Origin of the sequence: Galactobacillus timonensis, from assembly GCF_900240265.1 — a bacterium.
Lineage (GTDB): Bacteria > Bacillota_I > Bacilli_A > Erysipelotrichales > Erysipelotrichaceae > Bulleidia > Bulleidia timonensis.
Genome location: NZ_LT964739.1, coordinates 1,682,589 through 1,708,039, shown reverse-complemented (window position 1 = coordinate 1,708,039; position 25,451 = coordinate 1,682,589). Strand labels below are relative to the sequence as shown.

General features: G+C 52.4%; 22 protein-coding genes and 1 pseudogene. 5 read left to right on the top strand and 18 right to left on the bottom strand.

What is annotated here, in order from left to right; genetic code table 11:
• Positions 1 to 28: 28 nt before the first annotated feature.
• The 8 genes and pseudogenes from C1714_RS08125 to C1714_RS08090 all read right to left on the bottom strand — a co-directional run.
• Entirely contained in the window at positions 29 to 520 is a 492-nt protein-coding gene (locus C1714_RS08125) for a hypothetical protein (protein WP_102342711.1), read from the bottom strand.
• Between the two features lie 24 nt (positions 521 to 544).
• Positions 545 to 1,627, bottom strand: coding sequence for a metal ABC transporter solute-binding protein, Zn/Mn family (locus C1714_RS08120; protein WP_102342710.1), 1,083 nt, complete (start codon positions 1,625 to 1,627; stop codon positions 545 to 547).
• 30 nt (positions 1,628 to 1,657) lie between these two features.
• Positions 1,658 to 3,406, bottom strand: coding sequence for an ABC transporter ATP-binding protein (locus tag C1714_RS08115; RefSeq protein ID WP_102342709.1), 1,749 nt, complete (start codon positions 3,404 to 3,406; stop codon positions 1,658 to 1,660).
• Between the two features lie 51 nt (positions 3,407 to 3,457).
• Positions 3,458 to 4,156 carry a RadC family protein gene (radC, locus tag C1714_RS08110; RefSeq protein WP_102342708.1) on the bottom strand — a complete coding sequence of 233 codons (699 nt, stop codon included), beginning with the start codon at positions 4,154 to 4,156 and terminating at the stop codon, positions 3,458 to 3,460.
• 117 nt (positions 4,157 to 4,273) lie between these two features.
• Positions 4,274 to 6,277 (bottom strand): PASTA domain-containing protein, encoded by a 2,004-nt coding sequence (locus tag C1714_RS08105; protein WP_102342707.1) that lies wholly within the window; start codon positions 6,275 to 6,277, stop codon positions 4,274 to 4,276.
• Between the two features lie 11 nt (positions 6,278 to 6,288).
• Positions 6,289 to 9,537, bottom strand: coding sequence for a glucosaminidase domain-containing protein (locus C1714_RS08100; RefSeq protein ID WP_102342706.1), 3,249 nt, complete (start codon positions 9,535 to 9,537; stop codon positions 6,289 to 6,291).
• A 16-nt stretch (positions 9,538 to 9,553) separates the two neighbouring features.
• A complete protein-coding gene (locus C1714_RS08095) occupies positions 9,554 to 10,543 on the bottom strand; it encodes a hypothetical protein (protein ID WP_135567920.1) in 990 nt (329 codons plus the stop codon).
• Positions 10,544 to 10,602: 59 nt separating this feature from the next.
• A pseudogene (locus C1714_RS08090) lies at positions 10,603 to 10,845 on the bottom strand (family 1 glycosylhydrolase); the annotation flags it as partial.
• A 461-nt stretch (positions 10,846 to 11,306) separates the two neighbouring features.
• Between C1714_RS08090 and C1714_RS08085 the strand changes: the two are divergent.
• From C1714_RS08085 to C1714_RS08075, 3 genes are read left to right on the top strand one after another with little or no spacing between them, the layout of a single operon-like run.
• Positions 11,307 to 11,780 (top strand): DUF6431 domain-containing protein, encoded by a 474-nt coding sequence (locus C1714_RS08085; RefSeq protein WP_102342704.1) that lies wholly within the window; start codon positions 11,307 to 11,309, stop codon positions 11,778 to 11,780.
• A 34-nt stretch (positions 11,781 to 11,814) separates the two neighbouring features.
• Complete coding sequence (locus tag C1714_RS08080; RefSeq protein ID WP_167849913.1) at positions 11,815 to 13,230, top strand: ISL3 family transposase; 1,416 nt, start codon at positions 11,815 to 11,817, stop codon at positions 13,228 to 13,230.
• Complete coding sequence (locus tag C1714_RS08075) at positions 13,227 to 13,517, top strand: hypothetical protein (protein ID WP_102341339.1); 291 nt, start codon at positions 13,227 to 13,229, stop codon at positions 13,515 to 13,517. Before C1714_RS08080 ends, C1714_RS08075 begins: the two co-directional genes overlap by 4 nt.
• 168 nt (positions 13,518 to 13,685) lie before the next feature.
• Here the strand turns inward: C1714_RS08075 and galE are convergent, their stop codons facing one another.
• The 7 genes from galE to pyrH form a co-directional block, all read right to left on the bottom strand.
• Complete coding sequence (gene galE, locus C1714_RS08070; RefSeq protein WP_102342702.1) at positions 13,686 to 14,702, bottom strand: UDP-glucose 4-epimerase GalE; 1,017 nt, start codon at positions 14,700 to 14,702, stop codon at positions 13,686 to 13,688.
• Positions 14,703 to 14,711: 9 nt separating this feature from the next.
• Positions 14,712 to 15,782, bottom strand: a complete 1,071-nt coding sequence (locus C1714_RS08065) for a M50 family metallopeptidase (protein ID WP_245305081.1) — start codon at positions 15,780 to 15,782, stop codon at positions 14,712 to 14,714.
• Positions 15,779 to 16,939: a 1-deoxy-D-xylulose-5-phosphate reductoisomerase gene (gene dxr, locus C1714_RS08060; protein ID WP_102342701.1), complete on the bottom strand. Its 1,161-nt coding sequence runs from the start codon at positions 16,937 to 16,939 to the stop codon at positions 15,779 to 15,781. Before dxr ends, C1714_RS08065 begins: the two co-directional genes overlap by 4 nt.
• The gene (locus tag C1714_RS08055) at positions 16,939 to 17,736 is read right to left on the bottom strand and encodes a phosphatidate cytidylyltransferase (RefSeq protein ID WP_102342700.1); all 798 of its coding nucleotides are present in this window, start codon (positions 17,734 to 17,736) and stop codon (positions 16,939 to 16,941) included. The genes dxr and C1714_RS08055 overlap by 1 nt, the downstream gene beginning before the upstream one ends.
• Positions 17,737 to 17,745: 9 nt before the next feature.
• Positions 17,746 to 18,477 (bottom strand): polyprenyl diphosphate synthase, encoded by a 732-nt coding sequence (uppS, locus tag C1714_RS08050; RefSeq protein WP_102342699.1) that lies wholly within the window; start codon positions 18,475 to 18,477, stop codon positions 17,746 to 17,748.
• An 80-nt stretch (positions 18,478 to 18,557) separates the two neighbouring features.
• Positions 18,558 to 19,109, bottom strand: a complete 552-nt coding sequence (frr, locus tag C1714_RS08045) for a ribosome recycling factor (RefSeq protein ID WP_102342698.1) — start codon at positions 19,107 to 19,109, stop codon at positions 18,558 to 18,560.
• Positions 19,110 to 19,127: 18 nt separating this feature from the next.
• Positions 19,128 to 19,841: a UMP kinase gene (pyrH, locus tag C1714_RS08040; protein ID WP_102342697.1), complete on the bottom strand. Its 714-nt coding sequence runs from the start codon at positions 19,839 to 19,841 to the stop codon at positions 19,128 to 19,130.
• Positions 19,842 to 19,934: 93 nt separating this feature from the next.
• Between pyrH and C1714_RS08035 the strand changes: the two genes are divergently transcribed.
• Positions 19,935 to 20,831 carry a Ppx/GppA phosphatase family protein gene (locus C1714_RS08035; protein ID WP_102342696.1) on the top strand — a complete coding sequence of 299 codons (897 nt, stop codon included), beginning with the start codon at positions 19,935 to 19,937 and terminating at the stop codon, positions 20,829 to 20,831.
• Entirely contained in the window at positions 20,815 to 22,302 is a 1,488-nt protein-coding gene (locus tag C1714_RS08030; protein ID WP_102342695.1) for an alpha-amylase, read from the top strand. The genes C1714_RS08035 and C1714_RS08030 overlap by 17 nt, the downstream gene beginning before the upstream one ends.
• A 20-nt stretch (positions 22,303 to 22,322) precedes the next feature.
• Here C1714_RS08030 and C1714_RS08025 read toward each other — a convergent pair whose 3' ends face one another.
• From C1714_RS08025 to rpsB, 3 genes are all read right to left on the bottom strand, one after another.
• The gene (locus C1714_RS08025; RefSeq protein WP_102342694.1) at positions 22,323 to 23,312 is read right to left on the bottom strand and encodes a glycosyltransferase family 2 protein; all 990 of its coding nucleotides are present in this window, start codon (positions 23,310 to 23,312) and stop codon (positions 22,323 to 22,325) included.
• A 109-nt stretch (positions 23,313 to 23,421) separates the two neighbouring features.
• Positions 23,422 to 24,318 carry a translation elongation factor Ts gene (gene tsf, locus C1714_RS08020; RefSeq protein ID WP_102342693.1) on the bottom strand — a complete coding sequence of 299 codons (897 nt, stop codon included), beginning with the start codon at positions 24,316 to 24,318 and terminating at the stop codon, positions 23,422 to 23,424.
• Complete coding sequence (rpsB, locus tag C1714_RS08015; RefSeq protein WP_102342692.1) at positions 24,315 to 25,274, bottom strand: 30S ribosomal protein S2; 960 nt, start codon at positions 25,272 to 25,274, stop codon at positions 24,315 to 24,317. The genes tsf and rpsB overlap by 4 nt, the downstream gene beginning before the upstream one ends.
• Positions 25,275 to 25,451 lie beyond the last annotated feature (177 nt).

The window sequence follows — 25,451 nt, the reverse complement described above, 5'->3', positions numbered from 1 at the left end:
ATGAGAAAAAGAAGCCCCTGGAGGCTCCTCAGTCTTTCTGTGGAACAATGCCCATCCGCTTGGACATGGATGTATGTCTCTGTTCCTTCTTATGTCCCAGCAGGAAGAGACCCGTCGCCGTAATGGACAGTTCCGGCCGCCCTTCCGGACGCCGCTCGTTCTTGCGCAGATATGCCTTGCCCTGCACCAGAACACGGTCCCCCTCTGTAAACTCAAAAGCCTCATCTGCACGCCAGTCACTGGCCGTATAGGAGATGACATCAACGCTCGTCCCGTCAATATCCGTCGAATGTGAACGTACCCGGGCACCGGTTTCACTCAGCATCGTCGAAACCTTGCGATCCCTGCCGCGAACCGTCACCTGACCGAATGCCATCTTCCCGCTGCCGTCATTGCGCAGATCCGTCCGGACCCTTGCAACACCGTCAGCCTCGATTGTGCCAATGACAGTCACATAGTAGCAAATCACTTTGCCCTCACTGTCACGGATGGTGTCAAATGAGAAATAATCCTTTACCATAAATACCTATACCGTTTCTGCAGATTATCCTTCTGCCTGGCTGTCTGTACCGCTTTCCATATCAGCGGATTCATCAGTTGTTTCTGTTGTCTCGCCCGCATCACTTGAAGAAGATGACGGAGCCTCAGGACGATCCTCAACCATGGACTGCAGAACACTCAGATTCTCATACATGATTGAAACATAATCCCTGCCTTCCGTTTCCTGATCAGTCGTAAGGCTCGAAAGGTTGCTTAACTCCACCCGTGTCAGACCAAGATCCGTCTCAATCTGATTGAACAGATCTATCATATCCTGCGTCATATTCGGCTCATACACAATGTATTTCACGCCGTCCGTCTTGATCCGTTCCTCAATCGCCGCCAGCTGCCGGCTGTCCGGAAGAACCCCGTACTTCGAAAGAACCACCGGATACACCTGAAAGCCATACGTCTTCTGCCAGCTGCCGAAACTGTTGGACATCGAAACAAAGCGGATCATCTGATTGTTCGTATCAAGGCTGGTCGCAAGTGCCTGATACTGCGCATCAATATTGATCAGATCCGTTTCCAGACTCGTAAAGTTCGTATCAAACACCGAAGAATATTCCGAATACGTCTGCTTCAGCCAGTCACGTACATTCTTTGCCATCGACAGCATCGCAATCGGGTCCAGCCACAGATACAGATCCTGACTGTCCATGTCAATACTGTCAAAAATCTCACCATCATAGTAGGACGACTCGACAAACAGCGAAGAATCACCCGGAAGCGCTTCCGTATAGCGCTTATTGTCATACACAGCGTTCAGAATTGATAGATCCTGCTGACTGCTCACATGCGCCGCAATTTCCTGATCATAAACCGTCAGATACGGCTCGAGCTGACCGATATGGAAGAAGATCGCAGAACGATCCAGAATCTCCTGATAGTTATCCGCAACCGTCGCCTTCTGCACAATCGTATCCGTCTGCACCGACTCCGCCGTGATCACACCGCTGCCAAGCCTCTGAAGAAGATAGCCCACCGGATACACCGAATACGCAGCTTCCGTCTTCACTGCCGCACAGCCGCTCAGGGATATGCTCAGCAGAACGACTGCCAGCAAACAGCGGAACCATTTCTGCATCACAATCCTCCCTTTCGTCTGACGGAGCAATTATAGCACACTGGCATCTTCCACCCGGTCCGGGAACTGATATTGGTAGAGCTGATAATACATCCCCTTCTGCTTCAGAAGCTGATCACTCGTACCACGTTCCTGAATGCCGTTCTTCGTGATCACAAGAATCTCATCCGCCTTCCGGATGGTGCTCAGACGGTGCGCCACCACGAGCACCGTCCGGCCCTTGCTCAGCTCATCGAGCTGACCCTGAATCAGCATCTCGGTGGCATTGTCCAGCGCCGAGGTCGCCTCATCAAGAATTAAAATCTGCGGATTCTTCAGAAAGACGCGGGCGATGGAGATGCGCTGCCTCTGTCCCCCGGACAGATGGACACCCCTCTCGCCGACATTGGTATCGTAGCCATGCGGCATTGCGAGAATGTCTTCATGAATGTCCGCCTTCTTCGCCGCTTCAATGATTTCTTCATCACTGGCATCCGGCCGGCCATAGGCGATATTCTCCTTCACCGTACCATTGAACAGAAACACATCCTGGGCAACGATGCCGATATTGCGGCGCAGTGACCGGCGCGTCATATGACGGATATCAATGCCGTCGATGGCGATCTCACCCGAATCAATTTCATAGAAACGCGGAATCAGATTGCAGATGGTAGTCTTCCCGCCGCCGCTGGGACCGACAAGCGCCTCATTATGTCCCGCCTCAATATGCATGTTCATATGCGAAATCACATGGCGGCCACTCGATTCCTGACTCTGATAGTGGAATGAAACATCCTTGAAATCGATCGTACCCTTCAGGCGTCCAACCTCCACCGCATCCGGCGCATCCTCTTCTTCCGGAAGATTCATGATCTCCTCAAAGCGGGCATAGCCGCTCATACCGTCCGCAATCTGCTCATAGGTATCGACAAGCTTCTTGATCGGTGTCAGGAACATGGAGATATACAGCAGATAGGCAACAAAGTCCCCTGCCGTAATCCGTCCCTGAAAATAGAAGCGGCCCCCGAAGATGATCACCACCACATACATCATGTCCGTAAAGTAGATCATTCCCGAGTTGAACGCCGCCAGATACTTATAGGAACGCGAGCGGGCCGCGATGTAGCGCTGATTGGCCCTGTCGAATTTTTTCATTTCCCGGTCCACTTCATCATAGGCACGCGTCACCCGCACACCGGCAATCGACGTCTCCGTCTCACCGTTGATTTCACCGATCTCCACACGGTTCTGGCGAAATGCCTCCAGTTGTCCCTTGCGGATCAGAATCACAAAAACCACTGCCACCGGCAGACAGCAGTACACAATCAGTGTCAGTGCCCCGTTGATCCTTCCCAGCATGATGGCGCTCACCACCAGCATCACTACGGACGTAAAGATATTCTCCGGCCCATGGTGCGCCATCTCACTGATTTCCTGCAGATCATTGGTGATCCGCGACATGATGCTTCCGGTCTTATGATCATCGAAGAACGAGATCGGAAGACCTTCAATATGACGGAACAGATCCCTGCGCATATCAGCCTGCAGACGCACGCCCATAATATGGCCCCAGTAATTGATCACAAGATTCAATCCAAGCTTCGCAAGATAAATGACCAGGAGTCCCCAGCTCCAGCGCACCATCATCGCCCAGTTGCCCTGCGGCACATAGGTATTGATCATGTTGCGCACAATCATCGGCATAAACTCATCCGCCAGCCCCACCAGGAACGCACAGAACAGATCCAGCACCATCAGCTTCCAATGCGGCTTAAAATATCTCGCAAATCGTTTGAACATCTTCGAATCTCCCTGCTGAAATTATACCCTCCAGCAGGTCCGTACGCTCATTTATCGCCCGGGCGTAAGCGCCTCAATCAGCCCCTGCCGCGCAAAGCTCATACAGCCGTTGCGGGTCACAATGATATGATCCACAACCTTCACTCCCAGCAGCAGCCCGCTCATAATGATGCGCCGCGTCATCTCCATATCCTCCTTGCTTGGCTGCAGGGTGCCGCCGGGATGATTGTGAACCAGAATCACGCTCATGCACGCATATTTCACCGCCTGGCGCATGATGTCCTTCGGCGAAACCAGCGAAGACTGCGTCGTACCGATAAACAGCGTCTCTGCCTTCAGAATATGGTTCGCCGTATCAAGAAACAGCACCATAAACCTCTCCTGCTCCTCGGCGCCGATCTTCTGCTGCAGCCAGTCATATACCGTCTCCGGACTGCGCACCACATCCTGACTCAGTGTCTTCTCAAAGGCAACCCGCCGCGCCAGCTCCAGACTGCTCAAAATCTCCAGCGCCTTCACCTGCGAAATGCCCGGAATCGCATCCAGCTCCGCAATATCCAGACTGCCCAGCCCGCAGATCCCTTCCGCCTTTGCCAGCACACTGTCAGCCACCTCCAGAGCCGAATGTTCCTTCGTCCCGCACCGGATCAGAATTGCCAGCAGCTCCCGGTTGCTCAAAGCCTCTACGCCATAGCGCAGCCCCTTCTCCCGCGGACGCTCTTCCTGCGGAATTGACATCACCTTACCCATACTTCATTCTCCTCTCTGCCTTTTCATAGCCGGAAGGAAGGTGATTCCCGCATCCATTACGAAAAGGGTCCAGAGATTCTCTCCCCGGACCCTTCTGATCACTGTTTCTCAAATTTATCAACCGTTGCTTGGTTCACCATAGGTCACAACGATCTGCGTCTTCACATTCAGCGAATCCCCCGGATTCACATCGGCACCATCCGCAGTCTTCATTGACACAAAGCCATAGGAAGGCGAACTTGTCGATTTCACAAACGAAATGTTATAGAAACCGGCCTTATTGAGCTCCGACGTCATATAGCCGATCATTTTCTCATTCTGATTCGTCGCCCCGACATACAGGCTGTTGAAGGGGAAGTTCGGAATCGTACCCATCACAACCGGCTCCGGCCCCTTCGAATATGTCAGCGTAATTGCCGTCGAAGCCTTCACTTTCGTACCGGCCGCAATCGACTGACCGATGATCTGTCCCGCCGGCGTATCACTGTACTCCGGCTGCTCCACCAGTGTCACGGAAAGACCGGCGTTCTGCAGGAGTGACTGTGCCGCATCCTTATCCTTGCCGACAACGTTATCAACCGTCACATATTTACCGATCGACACCTGGCACGCAATCGTCTTCCCGCTGATCGAGCAGTCAGACACCATCAAACCCTCCGCAACAGTACTGCTTTCCACATCGGTCTTCGTCAGCGAATAGCCATTGGCACGCGCCGTCGCCGAAGCCGCATAGAGACTGCTCCAGGACTGACCTGCCTTGGCTGCACTGCCCGGATCCCACGTATAGGCACCATTCGATACCCGGCAGTTGATCGAAGCACCCGCCGAATACGTACCCGTATCATTGGAAATCAGATTTCCCGACGCTACCGAATCACTGTAGGCATAGCTCACATTTCCCAGCGAAAGTCCAAGCGAACTCAGATAGCTGCGGAAGCTGTCCAGCGACTTGCCCGCATAGCTTGTCACCGTCACCTTCTTGCCAACGGCCACTTCCGCCGAAACCGCTGTTCCCGGATTTACCAGCCCCGAAACACTCTGCGAAAGAATCGTACCTGCCGCCTGATCACTTTCCACTTCCTTGTAGCTCACCGTAAGCTTCGCTGAACTGTTGTATTTTGCATTCATCGCCGAAACGAAATTATCCAGATCCGTCTTCGTCTTGCCGGTAAAGTCCGTCACATCCACCTTACCCACAGAGACCTCGAATGTCACCGAACCGCCGCTGGAAACAGTTCCGGACGAAGGATTCTGACTCACGATCATACCCGCATCGGAAGTACTGTAGATCTCACGGTACACCGCCTTCAGACCATTGTTCGAGATCCAGGCATCCGCCTCCTTCTTCGTCTTGCCGACATAGTTCACAACATCCGTCGCCTTGCCCGAAGAAAGCGTAATTGTAATCGTCGATCCCGCCTTCACCGTCGTACCGGCCTTGACGCTTTGCGAAATATAGGCACCCTTGGCAACGGTGGAGCTCGGCTCATTGACAAACTTGATCGTCACCCCGTTTGTCAGGCCCCATGCCTGCATATTTTTGTAGGAATAGGTCGAAAAATCCGGTACCGTAATCTCAGTATCTGCCCCGTCACCGCCCGTCGCAAAGGTAACCGTAATCGCATCCGACCGCTTCACCTGCGCACCGGCTTCCACACTGGCTTTCAGAAAGCTGCCCGCCTCCACACTGTCATCTTCCGCAAAGGCATAGCTCACATTCGTAAAGCCATTGTCCTCAAACCACTTCTCGATTTCCTCCCGGCTCATCGTTGAAAGGTCAGGGAACGTCAACGACGCATCCGGATCCTTGCCCGAAGACAGAACAACCTCCAGCACATTTTCCCTGCCAAGCATCTCACCCGCCGGGATACTCTGCGAAAGAACACCGTCCTCAGCAATCGTCTCATCGAATTCATAGCTGAAGGAATAGCGGCTCGAAGAAACCCTGTTCTCCTTGGCCCAGCTCTCGACATCCGTTTTTGTCTTTCCCGTAAAATCAGGTACCGCAGCCTCCGGGTCCTTCACCATCTCAACGTAGTACACCGTCGTGCCGACGGCTGCGCCGCCCATAGCCAGCGCAACTGCCAAAAGTATTTTCGTTTTCGCGTAAAGTTCAATCATCCGCCGGCTCCTTAATTTTTCCCGTCTGCAGAGGATGATGAAGCCGCCGAAGCCTCATCATTCGACGCAATCGTCAGTTCATACCGATTATGGACCGATCCCTTCCGCAGCGTATATGTCCGATCCCCGACCGTAACCTTAACCGGACGCACAGGCATCACATTGTACATCTCATACACATCGCGATAAGTCGTCCCGTCTTCCGTACTGGACACATCCAGATACAGAACATACGTACCTTCACTCAGCACATATTTCCCGTCTGTGTCCTTTCCGGCAAGATCCAGCTCAGCCGCATAGCACGCATCCGTAGCCGAATACGACGATCCCAGCAGCGTCCCAAGATCCACATCACAGGCCTTCGCATTCACCGTACCAAGATCCTTCCCACTGACGACTTCACCCGTATCCGTATTAAGGAAATCAATCGCAAATGCCGGCTTATTGGCCGCCGTCATGCTCGTATCCGCCAGCAGGCCGTAACCATCCGGAATGCGCAGAACACCATTCTCATCAATCGACAGCGTACCGCCCGAACGCGAAGAATTGCGCACCTTCTTGGAAATCACGCTGCGATCAATGGACCCGCGAGCAAAATCCAGCTCAAGCCGCCCAAGGTAGACCGGATTCGAACTCAGATACAGACTGCCCTGCGTCTCATCGCCAAGATCCACAGTTCCGCCTTCAAATTCCGTCTGCTTCGCCGTATTCAGATTCAGATACAGATAGCCCGACCGGCTCGTATCGCCATTGGTTACCGTAATCTTCAGCGAATACGTTCCCAGCTCATCCGCCGTCAGGGACGAAAGATCAAGATCCGCCGCATAGTTGATCCACTGATAGGTATGACCATCCCCCAGCGGAACCGGCTCATCGTTGCCGCTCATCGTCGCCGTCGTGACAGCGATATCATCACCACCCGCCAGAGGCTCCAGAGAAACCGTCGCCGATATCTTCGTTCCATCGACCGCATCCATGCCGCTCAGGAATGCATAGCCGCTCACCGAAAGCTTCGTATCATCGTCGCCGCTGAAGCCGATGCTTTCAACACTCTTCATCAGCGTCACGTCCTCTTCCGCCGGCGAAGAAGGCGTATAGTTACACCCGCTGCCTGCCGTCCAGTCGTTGTAATTTTCGAAGCATACGCAGGCATTGCTGTCAGCGTCATACTTCGCGTTGGCGCCGCAATCCACATCACTCACGCTGAGAACCAGCACCGTACTGCCGTTCACTGAGGCCGCCGTAAAGCTGTACGAATGACCGTTGCGCATCACAGAAGCAGGCGCACTGTCCACCGAAGGCACATACCACGAACTGCTGTAATCCGTCGTCAGGCTGTAGCTTCCATCAATACGGAAGAAGTAGCTGCCATTGGCAAGCGAAGACACATCGAGATCTGTCGACCAGCCGATCGCATCCGTCGAAGAAGACAGGGTCAGATTCTGCTGCTGCACATCCGTAAAGGCAAAGTTCACCAGATGCAGCGTCTGCGACACGGTGTTATCCCCTGTCACCCAGACACCCGGCACATAGTTCTTTCCACTCAGATGCAGCGTACCGTTTTCATTCCAGCTGAGCGCATCGAGCGTCCGCACCGGATCACCGGTAGCTTCCATTCCCGCATTGGAAATCGGAGCACTGTTGATCAGCGTCACCTCATCCTTGCGGATCCAGCCGACCATCGTATCAAAGTTATAGCTGTAATAATTCTGATTCGCCCCGTTGGAGAAGGAAATGACGTTTCCGCTGCCATCCAGAGGATTGGTCGACTGCACCTTGTACCAGCCGTTGACCTCCGCCAGAATGGAAAGCGTATGATTCATCTGATACGTCGGACCATACCAGGTAAAGTACAGCCGATCTCCGCCCGGCGACTTCAGAATGTAGGTGCGCGTATCATTGTTCACAATGCCCAGGCTCCCCGTATTGAAATCCGTCAGCGTCCCGTCATTGTTGTTGTTGCACTTGTCCAGCGCATAGGCAATCGACGCAATCTTTACGCCCCACAGGTTATCGGTCGCATACTTCACGTTCAGACCCGATCCCTTATTGCCAAGCTGTGACCCGAAATACCGCCAGTCATGAATATCAATGAAGCTGCGGATATTGATTCCCATCATCTGATTGATCGAATCTTCCACCGAAGAAAAGAAAGACGCCTGATCCGGATCCGAGTCCACCGCATTCCATCCGAAGAGATTGTTGCGCTTCATCGCATAATCACTGGTACCGTACCCTGACTCCAGGCAGGCAAGCGCAAAGATTTCGGCCGCATTGACGCCGTAAGTCTCCTGCGCCTTCAGCCAGATATCACCCGTATTCCAGAGCTTACTGCTCGAATTGTAGCCCCTTGACGCCAGGAACGTATTGAATGTTGAAGCTGATATATTCGTTCTGGAACGCAGAAACAGAAACTGATAATACGAATAGTAGATACCCGCCTGATCGGTGCAGTAGCGATCCCGGTAGAACGTATAGTTATCGTAGCTGTAGTAGACATCGCCGATGCTCATCCATTCTGCAGCCGGTCCTACCGCCGCTGTATATTCCGTTGCATTTCCATCGCGGCCGTATTCATAGAAATAATGCAGCACCAGATCCGTATAGTTGCCATTGCGCTCCACCCGGTAGTACTGCTGCTTCGGCCAGAGACCGTACGGATCCTGTGGATACTTCTCACTGTCACTGCCGCCAAGGTACATCCCCCAGCCATGGCTCAGCACAACCATCGGCACAAGATCCACATCCCGCAACTGCGCATAGCCCGTAAATCCCGATACCGTCACAAGCACCAGACCGCTGCCATCGCCATTCCAGGAATACAGGCCGTTGAACTGCATCTCCCGCTGGTAGGTGATCGCCATCGTCTTATTGTCATACGGCTCACTGCCGGAATAGAAATCGTAGTACTGATTGATGGTCAATGTATTGCTGTTGTCACGCTTGGGATAGCTGATCGCAATGCCCGACGACATATTGATGATCTTCGTCGGCGACCAGGAGGAAGAATGACGGATGACACCGGCATCTCCCAGCGCATACATCGCCTGTTTCGCCTCGTTCCAGTCCGATGTACATTTCGTCATGGTAAACGTAATACTGCCGCCGCTGTTTGCACCGACTGAATCGACTTCAAAGGCATTACAGGACATCGGATACAGATCCGTAACCAGCTTCGCCTGCACCTGCGTCGGAATAATTGTGAAAAGAGAAGAAATCATTCCGGCCGCCACTGCCCATACATGCAGTTTCCTAAACATTCATTCTTCTCCTTTCCTAGTTCAGATCCACATTGATCGTAATCCAGTTGTCCTGCCCCTGAATCTTCAGCTTCAGAACACCTGTATAGGTAATCGGATGATCATCCGGATCATAGGCATAGAAGAACAGGTCCCCGGACTGTTGATCTGATATTTCCTGACCGATCATATTGGTGCCGCTGATTGAAGTAATATCCGCTCCCAGAGCCTCAAACACCTCACTGGAATCCCGAGGCACATATTGAGCCTCTTCAATGACGATCGTGTCGCCCCACAGCGACACTGCCTGCACCTTGAAGGCATATACCTTTGTCGTTGAAGGCAGAAGATATTCTTGCTGAACACCGTTCACCGTCTGATACAGCGGCTCACCCGTAATTTCACGCGCCTCACTGACGGTCATCTGATACGACCTGCCATCGGTAATGACATCGCCGCTCTTATACATGAGCATATCCTTTGTTCCGGTCGCCGTGGAGGTCTGGAACGAAAGAGCGCGGCTTTGAAAGTCCATGGTAACAGTCAGCGACGCTGCCGCCTTGTCCTTGATCGGAATGAAGATATTGGCATCAAAGGGAGATGTCTGCGAGATCAGCGAAAACATCACATTCTGACGCCCAAGGAAATAATCATCGCTTTCAAGCAGGTTCACATAGCTGTCAACATCACTCAGTGCAATTCCTTCACTGGTCGTAAAGTGCGACAGAGAGACATTCAGCGGGGCTGTTCCCTCCACATGAATATTGGCAATGATGAATTTGAAATCAAGATCATCAAAGGAAAAAACCTGATAATCATTCAGACGCACACTCAGCGCATTCAGATCATCACTCTGCGGCGGAAGTGCCTGTGCACCCGCCGTCGCCAGCACTGCATCCTGACCAATGGTATTGCCTGAAGTATTCTCTTTCGGCTGCAGAGCGAGGACCGCAAGCAGAATAATCACCGCCGCAAGAACAATCACAATGCCAACCAGAATACCGACTGTATGTTTTTTCTTACCCATAGATATCGATTATTATACCCGTGATTGCATGAAAAAAGCACCGCAGCCGGAGCTTTGGTTTCCGCAAACATTGCGATGTCTTCTTTATAGTGGTGATAAAGATCAATGCCATCGTGCGCAGGGTACATATGTCTGTCATCGCACGCCAGCATTTTCATCTGTCCCCGTGCCACTGGCATTCGGTCCGGCCCCGCCGGAATTACATCCACGCTGGAAAGCCCTCTGCCGTCTTCAAGATAGGCGCCTTCGCACTGGTTCGCCGCCGTAGCGCCGCCCCAGAGAAAATCGTCCCGCAGCTTCATTGAATTAACCTCCAAGTTTCCGGTAAATAACCCATGTGAATCCAAGTGGAATATATCATAGATTCTCTATTTGCTTGAGGGTGTTATTAACCAAAAAAGTAAAATCAGGTACCGAAAAAATCCAAATTGCACACAACAGCACCACCGCTAAAAAATGCCGGATCCAGTTGGGATCCGACATTTTGACTATCTAAAAATAGATGGGGTCTCGGGGTGCCTCTAAGAAATCCTGGGGTTGACTATCCGGGAGAAGAAAAACAGCTCCAAACTTACATGGGGAGGCACTCAGGCCTTCTCTTTTTCGTATTTGCCGATTATTATGCGGTAAGACATCAACAGAAAGGAAAAGGTTCAGAGTCAAGCTTCCCAGCAACCTCTGAACCCACAACCAAAACCATGGTTAGTGTATCACATTCACAATACAAAATTGTTAAACATCCTAATCATCCGGGCGATTTTTGATGGAATGCAGCGATCCTGTTTTGGATCCTGAAACAGGCCTGTCAATGAATCACTGTGGAACAGCCAGAAGATGCGTTAAAACGCCAGAAGGTTCTTACTGGATCTGGATCCCTGTCGTCGTCTCTTCCAACGGACGACATCACCGTGTCCTCCCTGATTTCCTTGTCCCTTACAAGCACTACTCGGTGCAGACCATCGAATCGGCTCTGGACAATGATCTGGATCTTGATCGTTATTCGCTTCCTTCCGATTCTTCCGTTTACCGTTGGAACAAATGGCTCGATAAGCTCATTGTGCAGCTCCGGATTTTCCTGAAGCTGGTTGATCCGCCTGATTCGCTGCTTCAACAGCTTCGTGTTCTATTCCGGCGTGATGTCCGCCGGGCTCCGGAATATGATTCTTCCAGTGGCTGGGTGGCCGGAATCAATCTCTGCCTGAATGGGCCAAATGACTTTGACTTGGGCCTTTCCTGATCTTCCCCTATGCTGGGCTCAAAGGAGAAGATCTATGTCCGAACAATCTGATAAACAGGCCATTCTTGAATTCTTTAACCTCGATACAGGCAGTGTGGAGAATGTCATCTTCCATAATGACAATGGCAGTGCGTCTGTCCATGTTTTACTGCGGCCGGATCATCCGCCTTGTCCCGATTGCGGCTGTACCCTGCCAAGGGTTAAGGACTACATTGACAAGAAGATAAGCCACGGCGTCTTTACTGATCGTGAGTGCACCATCTTCTATCATGCCCGCAGGTACATCTGTCCTGTCTGTCATCGAACGTACTATGAGAACAATCCATTCTGTTTCAGGAAGCAGCACATCTCCGCCCTCACGGTTGAAAACATTCTGAACGATTTGAAGATTCAGACCGAGACCTTCGCTTCCGTCGCTAAGCGGTATCACATCTCTCCCACAACCGCTGCCTCCGTCTTCGATGCCCACGTAAAGGAGGCGCGAAGACCTCTGCCCACATTGATGTGCTGGGATGAGAACTACGCATTTTATCATCCGGGAGAGAACTCAAAATATGTGTTCGTTATTCTCGACTTTGAGTCACAGGAGCCGGTGGATATCCTGCCAAGCAGAAGAAAAGATTATCTGCTCAGCTACTTTCTCAAAATCCCAGTGGAAGAGCGAAAGCGCGTCAAAATGATTGCCACGGACATGTATAGTGAATACCGCGCCATCATACGTCAGCTGTTCCCTAAGGCCTATCATTCCGTTGACCATTATCATGTCAGCCAGGAGCTCTCCAGAAAGGCTGACAGCGTCCGGATCAGAGTAATGAAGCAGACTCCAAAATATATTGAAGGCACAAAAACACAAACCAACGAGTATTATCTGCTGAAGACATTCAACTGGATGATATTCAAGCGGCTGGACGCCAGAGACAAAGATGGTAAAAAGCTGTTCGATCCCGGCCATCCAAGGAAAATGAACCGCAAGCTGAACCGGTTCCTCAATTATTACGAAATTAAAGCCATGATCGAAGCCGTTCATCCCGATTTGAAAAAGGCATGGGACCTCAAGGATGACGTTGTGGACTTCTATGACAACTGCACTTACGATACTGCTCCCCAGGAGCTGAACAAACTGATTCAGTCCTTCGCAGCCAGTGGTATTCCGGAAATGAAAGAGTTCTCCCGCACCCTGATCAGCTGGAGAGAGGAGATTATCAACTCCTTCATTGTCGTAAAGCAGCGTCATACAGTCGATAAGGACACAGGCCAGGTGGTAGTGTCCGACATAAAACTGAATAACGGATTGATGGAGAACCGGAACTCAATCATCAAGACGATCAAAAAAGCAGCCAACGGATATACCAACTGGGACAGATTCCGCAACCGCTGCCTCTATGTGCTCAGGAAGAGCTCCCGGCCATTGTTGAACCCTGTCATTCCGCCAAAGAAGGTTAAGCAATGACAACAAACGGATTAACATACGACCAGGTGTGGATCACGGCAGAAGGAGCCCGTTTGTATGGCAAAGAAGCAGAACTATATCTGCAGCCCCGCATCCGTTCCCTGAACCGAATGTGCCGCTCAGCGCAGCGATTAATGCGCGGCATTGAAAGTGAGCTGAAGCAGCACGACCATACGAACAACAGGATCCTGTATGCCTTGAGTACAGACGAGATGCTTGCCCACATCGCCATCTGTTGCGAGATGTTTCTGGACGAATACGAAGAACTGCTGGAGACGCAGCCTTAACGGGCCCGTCTCCTTTTCGTTTCCATAAGAAAAACCGCCTGTTTTACCAGACGGCTTCATGGCGGATAAACCTTTTTGGGGTGCCCCGAGACCCCAGGTTATTTCACTTCGATTTCGAGGCCTCCCCAGAAAAATTTAGATCGCCGACATTTTTATCAATGCACTATTTCATTCAATGCCGTTCGGATTCTTCAGCGTGAAGTTCCAGGAATCACGGCACATGTCATCAATATCGTACTTTGCCTTCCAGCCCAGCAGCTTCGCCGCCTTGCCAGGATCTGCATAGCACTCCGCAATATCACCTGCACGGCGCGGCAGAATGCGGTACGGAATCTTCTTTCCACAGGCCTTTTCATAGGCATGCAGAACGTCGAGAACCGAATAGCCATGGCCCGTACCAAGGTTGATGTGATCCACGCCCTTATGTTCCAGAGCATACTTCACCGCATTCACATGTCCATCCGCAAGGTCGCACACATGAATGTAGTCACGAACTCCTGTACCATCCGGCGTCGGATAATCATCGCCGAATACACGCAGATACTCAAGCGTACCGTTGGCAACCCGTGCAATGTAAGGAACCAGATTGTTCGGAATGCCGTTTGGCACCTCGCCCAGCAGTCCAGACGGATGGGCACCGATCGGATTGAAATACCGCAGCAGCAGAACGGACCAGGCTTTGTCCGACCTGCCTACGTCTTCCAGAATCCTTTCATTCATCACCTTGGTTGCACCATAAGGATTCGTCGTTCCGCCGACCTTTGCCGTCTCAGGGATCGGGCACTTTTCAGGATTGCCGTAGACCGTCGCACTGGAAGAGAAGACAAGCGTCTTGACGCCGTGCTTGGCCATGATCTCATACAGGTTCAGTGAACCGGCAATATTGTTCTGATAATACGTCAGCGGAATCTGAACCGACTCACCGACTGCCTTGTATCCAGCGAAGTGAATCACCGCATCAATGTGATTTTCATCAAATACCTTTTCCAGACCGGTGCGGTCCAGAATATCGACGTCATAGAACTTCGGCCGCTTCCCGGTGATTGTCTCAATCCGGTCGAGCACATGGATGTTCGAATTGTAAAGATTGTCCAGAATCACAACATCGTATCCCGCGTTCAGCAGAGATACACACGTATGGGACCCGATATATCCGGTGCCCCCTGTCACAAGAATCGTTGCCATTTTCCCTCCTTAGACTAAACGTCCAATATCATTCCATGTCACGGCAATCATCAGCACAATGAGCAGCGCCCATGTCGCCAGCATCATCGCCATCTTCACCTTCTGGTTCACCGGATGACCGCTGATCCACTCGGCGATGGTAAACAGCACCTGTCCCCCATCCAGCACCGGCAGCGGAAACAGATTGAAGATGCCAACATTCAGTGAAAGCTCCGCAATCAGCACCAGATATCCGATCGCCCCATAGGAAACCGACTGCTCCGTCGCCGAATAGATACCGACCGGTCCGCTCAGCTGCTTCATTCCGCCGGCCGTAAACAGACGTCCGATCGACTGAAACATCGCCCGCGTCAGATCTACCATCTCAATGGCACCGTATTTCCAACAGTTCAGAACATTGACATCATGAACTGCCGCCTGCGGCCCCTGGATTCCGATCCGGTAGCTTTCCGCCTCTTCATCATATACCGGCGTCACCGCCACCTCAACATCCGTCCCGCCGCGGCTCACCGTAAAGGTGATCGGAAACGAATCATCCGCCGCCAGCGCATACTGCAGATCCGTGAAGGTCTTCGGCGATACCGAATAGCCATCCGCAAACGTGAGCTTTTCAATGACATCGTCTGCCTGCAGCCCGGCCGCTTCCGCCGGGCTGTCCGTGACAACCGCCGCAATCTCAGCCGCCGGCGAAGTTACGTACGTCCCGCTGTAAAGAACCAGGCCCGTAAAGATCAGATAGGCAAGCACGAAGTTCATGAAGATCCCTGCCAGCATGATCAGGATCCGCTTCCATGGCGCCTGATCCGTCAGCCTTCTGCCTTCCGGAACTGTCACATCCGGATAGGCCGCATCCCCGTCTTCTTCCCCTGCCATCGAAACAAAGCCGCCGACGGGCAGAGCCCGCAGGCTGTAAACCGTCTCTCCTTTTTTCCACTGATGAAGCACCGGCCCCATGCCGAAGCTGTACTCGAAGCAGTACACCCCGAAATGCTTTGCCACCCGCAGGTGTCCCCACTCATGAATGCAGATGATCACTGACAACATCAGCAGGAACAGAATCAATATCACAAAAGTATTCAAGATTTACGTTCTCCTTGTATCATCGCCTCTGCCGCAGAACGCCCATAGCGATCCGCCCGCAGCAGCGCATCAATATCATTCAGCTCCTCATAGGAAGAGGAATGAACAACTTTCTCAACAATCCGCGTAATATCCGTAAAACCGATCAACCCGCTGCGGAATGCCGCATTGGCAGCTTCATTGGCTCCATTGACAATCGCCGCCTGATTGCCGCCGGCCTTTCCGGCTTCGTAGGCGAGCGCCAGCAGAGGGAAACGATCCGTATCCGGTGCCTCAAAATGAAGTGAACCAACCTTCAAAAGATCCAGCGCATCCACCGGCAGTGGATGCCGATCCGGCCAGCTGAGAGCATAGGCAATCGGAAGACGCATATCCGGAACAGCCATCTGCGCCATCACGCTGTGGTCCACATACTCCACCATCGAGTGAATCATACTCTCCGGATGCACGACAACATCAATCTTCTCATACGGCAGACCGAAGAGCCAGTGCGCCTCAATCACTTCAAAGCCCTTGTTCATCAGATCCGCCGAATCAATCGTAATCTTCGCACCCATCGTCCAGCGCGGATGCGCCAGCGCCTGAGTCACCGTTACCGAAGCAAGCTGCTGCTTCGTAAAGGTACGGAACGGTCCGCCGGAGCATGTGATGATCAGACGTTCCACCTGATCCTTCCGGTTTCCCTGCAGACACTGCCAGATTGCACTGTGCTCACTGTCAATCGGATACAGCTTCCGACCGTATTTCTTCAGCGCTGCTTCAATCAGCGCTCCGCCACAGACCAGTGTCTCCTTATTGGCAAGGGCCACATCATGCCCCGCCGCAATGGCCCGATACGTCGGCAGAAAACCAACAAAACCAACCAGTGCATTCACCAGCAGATCATAGTCATCCCTCTCGGCAAGAGTGATCATTCCCTCATCGCCAGAGAGGATTTCCTTGTCCGGATACTGTTTTCTTAATTCTTCGGCATCCGTTTCCTCGGCAACCGAAAACGAAGAAACCTCCGGGAACACGGAAAGAATTTCAGCTACCTTTTCGATCCGGTGACCGACGCCGAACGAAACAAGAAAGTATTCTTCAGGAAAGCGGCGCACGATATCCAGTGTCTGTACGCCGATGGAACCCGAAGCACCCAGCAATAACAGCCTCTTCATCACAGACTCCAGAGAATCAAAAGACCGTTGAAGGCCATCAGACAGAAGAGCAGCGAATCAATCCGGTCCAGGATGCCGCCATGTCCCGGCAGCAGTGAGCCGTAGTCCTTGATGCCCCATCTGCGCTTGATGGCAGAAAAAGCCAGATCGCCAACCTCGGCAACCGCCGGCAGAAGAAAGCTTGCGACAACAACCAGCTCTGCCGGAGCTGTCTTTGGAGCGTATGGAATCATCACCAGGAAGCCCCACAGCAGCGCGCACACAACGGCAACCGCATAGCCTCCGATCGCACCTTCCCAGGTTTTATGCGGAGAGAGGCGCGGATTCATCTTGTGTTTGCCGAAGAAACTACCGATGAAATAGGCACCTGTATCGCACATGTAGCAGGCAATGCCCACAAACAGCATCATCAGTCCGTTGAAGCCGTGAATGCAAATGCGGTCGACACCGCGCCATGCCAGCATCAGAATCATAGACATGATGAAGGTATAGGCAATCCGGTCCGTCGTCATCTTCTCACTGGCAAGATCACAGCAGAAGAGGAAGAACAGCCACATACTGATTGAAAAGGAAACCGTCACATCTTCCGTATAGGTCATCAGCTCCACGGCAGCGAAAATGACGACCGCAAACGCATAGTGCCGCTTCCCATCTTCCAGCGAAGCGATTTCCACCGCTGCCAGCGCCGTGATCGCACCGACAAGAATGTCCATCGCAATGCCGCCGATCAGAAACGGCGGCAAAACGCACGCAATCAGAATCAGCGCAACCAGGGATTTCTTCAACATTTTATTCATAGACACACCTCAGAGATTTGCCGCGCTTCCAACCGGCTTTTCACCGGCCACACCGCCAAACCGCCGGTCTCTAGCATAGTACTCCTGCAGACAGCGTTTGAGAACCTCGGGCGTAAACTCCGGCCAGCTTTCCGGAACAAACTCCAGCTCCGCATAGGCAATCTGCCACAGCAGATAGTTCGATATCCGCTGTTCTCCGCTTGTTCGAATCAGAAGATCCACCGGCGGCATGCCTGCCGTCATCAGATACTGTTCAAAGCCGTGTTCATCAAGATTCAGATCTGCCTTCCCGTCCCGTACATCGGCCGCGTACCTTCGAGCAGCGAGGAGGATCTCCCGCTGCGAGCCATAGTTCATGCAGATGTTCAGTGACAGTCCGGTATTGTTTTTCGACTCTTCCACCGCATCAAGAAGTACCCTGCGCGTATCGGCCGGAAGCGCATCCAGCTCTCCGATCATATGCATCTGAAAGCCGCGATCCAGAAATTCCTGCATGTACTTCTTAAAGAAATAGGCAGGCAGCTTCATGATGTAACCGACTTCTTCCTTCGAGCGCCGCCAGTTCTCCGTTGAAAACGCATAAAGCGTCAGATAGCGGATGCCCAGCTGATCCGCCGCAATGGCAATGGTGCGCACATTGTCCGCCCCCGCCAGATGACCGGCGGTACGTGGTTTTCCATGGGCCTTTGCCCAGCGTCCGTTGCCGTCCATGATGATGGCCGCATGTCTGCATTCGTTCATAGCTTTCTCCTGAATGCCAAAATTATAGCATTCTTCCTGCTGTCCAAAAATGCCTCCCCGAAGGGAGGCGGCCGGCAGTATTACTGCACGTTCATTACTTCTTTAGACTTCTTGTCAGCGATGGCAGCGATCTGATCCGTATACTTGTCCGTCAGTTTCTGGATCTCATCTTCCATATCCTTCTGCGTGTCTTCGTCTACGGTCTTGTCCTTCTTGACGACATTCATCGCATCGCGGCGGATGTTGCGGATCTGCACCTTAGCATCTTCCGCGATCTTGGAAACCTTCTTGCTCATCTCCTTACGCGTTTCGCCAGTCAGCTGCGGAACAGCCAGACGGATAACGGTGCCGTCATTCTGCGGCGCAATACCGAGATCCGCCTTGTTCAGCGCCTTCTCAATATCCTTCAGAGAGGACGGGTCATACGGCTTGATGACCAGCGTTCTGCCCTCTTCAACCTTGATGCTGGCGATCTGATTGAGCGGCGTCATAGATCCGTAATATTCTGCCTCAACGCCATTGAGCATGGCCGCATTGGCGACACCTGTACGAACCGTGTTGAGCTGCTCGTGGAAAAATTCCATCTGTTTGTCCATCTTTTCCTTGGACGAATCAATAATCGGGTAAGACATGCCTTTTTCTCTCCTTTTTCAGTCTGAATTCTTATTGATCACGGTTCCCTGAACCGTACCCTGTACTGCCTTAACAATACTACCGTCCTCATTCATGTTGAAGACGAGAAGCTCAATGTCATTGTCCATGCACATGCTGGTGGCTGTCGAATCCATGACCTGCAGACCCTGATTCAACAGATCCATATAGGTCAGATGATCATACTTCACCGCATTGGGATCCTTCTTGGGATCTGCGCTGTACACACCGTCAACACCATTCTTCGCCATCAGAATGACATCGGCCGAAATCTCCGATGCACGCAGCGCCGCCGTCGTATCCGTCGAGAAGAATGGCGATCCCGTGCCGCCGCCGAAGATGACAACGATGCCCTTTTCCAGATGATGAACAGCTCGCCGCTGAATAAACGGCTCAGCAACCTTCGGCATCTCGATGCTCGTCTGTACACGGGTCACAACACCTTCCCGTTCCAGAGCACTCTGAATCGCCAGCGCATTGATAATCGTCGCCAGCATCCCCATATAATCACCCTGCACACGGTCGATGCCGATCTCAGCAACCGTCTTGCCGCGAATGAAGTTGCCGCCGCCGACAACGATTGCGACCTGAACGCCAAGATCATGAATTTCCTTCACCTGCTTCGCGAGATTCTTCAAAACAAGCGGGTCAAAATTCTTTTCCTTGCCCTGCAGGGCTTCACCGCTCAGCTTCAACAGTACACGCTTATACATTGTTCTGTACTTTCCTCTGCTTTCTTTCCTCCATTATAATGGTTTACGTTGTTCAGCGAAAGGTCCAACGACACCGGGAGGAAACAGCAGGCCATGAAGAAAATTGCCATTGTCGATATCGGATCCAATACCGTCGTTCTGAATCTCTATACCAAAGACCGGGAGGGTCTTCATCTTTGTTCCAACACCTCCAATGCCGTTCGCCTCGTCAGCTACATCGACGAAGAAGCACATCATATGAAGCCGGAAGGCATCCAAGCAGCCTGCAACGTACTGAGCCAGTACCGTCAGGCCATCGACGCCTACCGGCCGGACTGCACCTTTGCCTTCATCACGGAGCCGGCAAGGAATATCGATAACAGGAAAGAAATGCTTGCCGCATTTCATGAAGCAGGCATCGATGTCGACGCCATCAGCGGCCAGCAGGAAGCGACCTACGATTTTTTCGGCAGCCGCATCGATACAGGCGATATCAAAACCGGAAACGCCTTCGATGTCGGGGGAGGATCTACGGAACTCATCGCCTTTCAAAACAATGGAATCGTCGAGGCTGCTTCCATACCGCTGGGATGTGTACGCCTCAGCCGCCTGCCGCTGGAAGAGTGTACAGCAGATGATGCCCTGCATGCATTTCTGGAGGATCATCCAAAGCTCATGTCCATTCCTTCTTCCACTCTCATCGGCATCGGTGGCACAAACCGCGCCGCCGGACTGGTAATGAATGAAATGTTCCATTGCGGCAATACGATGAACGTACAGATGCTGGAACAGGTATTCCAGCATCTCAAAGACAATGATCCCCGCTATATCGATGCTGTGCACAAAGTTGTCCGCTCTTCACGCTGGCCCGTCTTTCTGCCGGGTCTCAACATGATCCTCGGCATCTGCCGTGCCTATCATGCCAGTGAAATCCGCATCTCATCCGGGTGCGTGCGTGAAGGCTACATCCTTTCCCATCTTCCGGAGGAATCTCATGGCAGTGCAGCGTGATCTTTACCCGGATGAAAACCCAACGATCTACCAGTGCTTTAACTGGAACTCGCCCGGCGACGGCACCTTCTGGGACCGCCTGCGTGCACAGGCAGCCCGGCTCAAAGAGCTCGGCGTATCCGCTGTCTGGATGCCTCCGGCCTACAAAGGCTTTGGAGGCATCCATGACGTCGGCTATGGCGTCTACGACATGTATGACCTTGGTGAATTCAATCAGAAAGGCACCATCCGAACCAAGTACGGGACCAAAGATGCCTACCTTGCCTGCATCCGCTCTCTTCATGACCATGGAATGCTCGCTCTGGCAGACATTGTCTTCAACCAGCGGCTGGGAGCGGATGAAACGGAAACTGTCAAAGTCCGCCGCTGCGATCCCAACGACCGTCTGCACTTTCTCAGTGACACGTATGAAATTGATGCCTGGACAAAATTTACCTTTCCCGGCCGTAAGGGCATCTACGATCCGTTTCAGTACAATGCCTCCTGTTTCGACGGCTGTGATTATGATGAACGCACCGGACAGAAGGGAATCTATCTCTTCGATGGCAAGCACTGGGATCCCAACGTCGATCCCGACAATGACAATTTCGACTTCCTGATGGGATGTGATCTCGACATGGACCAGCCGTTTGTCCAGGAAGAACTCGTCCGCTGGGGGAAATGGTATCTGGATTTCACGGGCATTGACGGCTTCCGCATGGATGCTCTGAAGCATATCAGCCGCCCCTTCATTGCCAGCTGGATCCGGACCATGCGCAGCCTCACCGGAAAAGAGCTGCCCGCAATCGGCGAGTACTGGAGCGGCGATGTTGACCGTCTGCTGAAAGATGCGGAAAGTCTGCAGGATGAGTTCGGCCTCTTCGATGTTCCTCTGCACTTTCACTTCTTCGATATCTCCCATGCCAATGGAAACTATGATCTGGGAAGTCTGTTTCAGAATACGCTGATTCAGCGCAAGAAAGATCAGGCGATCGCCTTTGTAAACAATCACGATACGCAGCCCGGGCAGGCGCTGGAATCCTATGTAACACCATGGTTTCAGCCGGCGGCCTACGCCTGCATTCTGCTGATGAAGGACATGGTGCCGTGCGTCTTTGAAGGTGACCTTTACGGCATCGAAGGCACGGATATTTCCGGACTGAAGGAACTGCCGGCACTCATGAAACTGCGCCGTGATGCGGCCTATGGCGACGAATTGGATTACTTTGATGATGCCGATACGGTCGGGTTTGTCCGTACGGGCGATGATCATCATCCTGACAGCGGCGCCGTCGTCATCTTCACGGACCGCGACCGGAATGAAAAAACGATGAACTGCTCCGGGGCATTTGCCAATACGGTTCTCTATGATGCGCTGGGGCATTGTGATCCTGTTCAAACTGATGAATACGGAACCGGCACCTTCCATGTCGCTCCCGGCAGTGCTTCGGCCTATGTCAGACAGGAAATGCTCAAGAAAATCGCAGACTGAATCAACAGCCTGCGATTTTTTCATTGTTTGGTATTTTCGTTTTCGCTGTCGAGCAGTGATTCCGTACGATCGCTGATAATGTAGCGGGGACGGTGCTTGGCTTCCATATAGGTCTTGCCCACATATTCACCGATGACTCCAAGGGAAGCGATGATGATGCCGCCGATGAAGAAGATCACACACATGAGACTTGCCCAGCCGGTCACCGTGTTGCCCGTCAGACGGCGGATGATTGCCCAGAGAATGCCGACGATTCCGGCCAGAACCAGCAGGAAGCCGACCCTTGCAATGATATGAATCGGCTCAATGCTCAGAGACGTAACACCATCCACCGCCAGCCCGATCATCTTGCGCAGCGGATAATGGCTCTTGCCTGCCAGACGCTCATGACGTTCATAGTAAACCGATGTGCTCTTAAAGCCCACCAGCGGGAACATGCCTCTGAGAAACAGATTCACTTCATGAAAATTCGCCAAATTTTCGAGAACGCGCCGCGAAGCAAGACGATAGTCCGCATGGTTATAAACAGCTTCGACGCCCATCCTGTTCAGAAACTTATAGAAGCTCTGGGCACTGGTGCGCTTGAACCAGGTATCCGATTCACGGTTGCTGCGGACGCCATAGACGATGTCGCAGCCATCATGGTAGGCATCAACCATGGCTTCCATCGCATGAATATCATCCTGTCCGTCGCAGTCAATGCTGATGGTGATGTCGCAATGATCCTTCGCCTCCATCAGACCTGCAAGAACAGCGTTCTGATGGCCGCGGTTGCGGGACTGGGACATGCCTGTATAGTGGGGATCGGATCTGGAAAGATCGCTGATAATCCTCCAGGTCGCATCCGAACTGCCGTCGTTGACAAACAGGATGCGTGAATCCGGTGAAATCTTTCCCTTCCCTGAAAGATCATTGAGCTCCGCCAGAAATTCGGGAGCGGTGATGGGAAGAACCTCTTCCTCGTTGTAGCAGGGAATGACAATCCATAATACGGGTGCTGACTGTTCCATGTGTATCTCTTTTCTGCCCTATATTCTAAACGAATACCGGCCACGAAAAAAGGGACCGTTTTCACGGTCCCCTGTTTCATGCGTGAATATGCAGAGCTTCGCAGCCGGCTTACTTGCCCATTGCCATCTTGGCAACTTCTTCTGCGTAGTTCTCCTGCTTCTTCTCGATGCCTTCGCCAACCTTGTAGCGGACGAACGTAACGACTTCAGCACCCTGCTCCTTGAGCCATGCGCCGACCTTCTTGTCCTGATCCAGGAAGAAGATCTGATCAACCAGGCATACATCTTCGAGAGCCTTGGAAATCTTGCCCTCAATGATCTTGGCCTTGATCGCATCCGGCTTGTTTGCGTTCTTCGGATCATTGTTCATAAGCTCTGTCTGAATCTGACGCTCATGTTCAACAACCTCGGCCGGCAGATCCTTGCTCGAAACATATTCCGGAGCCATGGACGCAACCTGCATTGCCATGTTCTTGGCAACCTGCGGATCCTTGGAGCCCTTGACAACAACGACAGCCGAAATCAGACCGCCATTGTGCATATAGGTACCGAACTCCTCATCATCCGTCTTCTCAACGTTCGCAAAGCGGCGCAGAGAAATCTTTTCGCCGATGACAGCACGGGCTTGGACGATTTCCTCTTCCAGCGTCGTACCATCAGCACCCTTGAGAGCAAGAGCCTCATCCAGAGTCTTCGGATCAGCAGCAGCGATTGCATTGACCGTGCTGTCCAGCAGAGCCAGGAACTTCTCGTTTTTGGCGACGAAGTCAGTCTCCGAGTTGAGCTCGACGATCGTAGCCTTGTTGCCGTTGACGACAACCTTGCTCAGACCGTCCGCAGCCGTACGGTTTTCCTTCTTTGCAGCCTTCATGGCACCGTTTTCACGGAGCCAGTCAACTGCCTTGGCCATGTCACCATCCGTTGCGACAAGAGCCTTCTTGCAGTCCATCATTCCTGCGCCGGTCTGTTCGCGCAGTTCCTTAACCATGGAAGCAGTAATTGTCATGCTGCCTTCTCCTCTGTGCCTGCTTCAGCTTCTGCCGGAGCATCAGCCTTGGCTGCCGGTGCTGCTGCACCTGTACGATCCGAACGACGGAAGACACGGCGCTCACCTGCACCGAACTTGCCGCCGCGGCCCTGCTGCATCTGCTGACGGCGCTCCTCATACCGCTGACGCTTGCGCTTCTCATACTCAGCAGCCTGACGATCAACCTCAACCATGACATCCTTCATGGTGATATCAGCGACGCTCTCATCTTCCTGATGAGCGAATTCCAGAACACCGCCCTTAGCCTCAGCAATTGCATCAGCCATGACGCCGACCATCAGAGTGATGGAACGGACTGCATCATCGTTTGCCGGAATCGGATAATCGATGACCGTCGGATCCGCATTCGTATCAACAAGAGCGAAGACCGGAATGTGAAGCTTGCGGGCCTCAGCAACTGCGTTGTGCTCCTCAACCGGATCAACAACGAACAGAGCATCCGGGAGCTTCTTCATTTCCTTGATACCGCCAAGGAAGTTCTCAAGCTTGTCCTTCTGCTTGAGCATCTCAGCCTGTTCCTTCTTCGTATAGACGCTAAGCATTCCCTTGCTTTCCATCTCTTCGATGTCTGCAAGCTTCTTGACCGACTTCTGAATCGTACGGAAGTTGGTCAGTGTGCCGCCCAGCCAGCGCTGGTTGACATAGAAGGAACCGGAACGAAGAGCTTCCGCAAGAATCGGAGCCTGTGCCTGCTTCTTGGTACCGACGAAGAGAACCTTTCCACCGTTCTCGGTCAGTTCCTTGAGAGCGTTGTATGCCGTGTCGAGCATCTCCTCGGTCTTTGCGAGATCGATGATGTAGATGCTGTTCTTGGCAGTGTAGATGTACGGGCGGAACTTCGGGTTCCACTTGCGAGTCTGATGTCCGAAATGAACACCATTCTCTAACATTTTCCTCATGGAGATAACGGTCATAATTTATTTTTTACCTTCCTTTCCGTTAGTTTTCCATCGACGGCTTCGAGCGTCATCAATGCATGTCCTGCTGACCATGCACACGGGATGACGGATCCACCGCGTGCGTCGTCTTATTCCGCGCACAAAAAAGGCAGGAATAAGCCTGAATATTTATAGCACAGGTTCCTGCCCTTG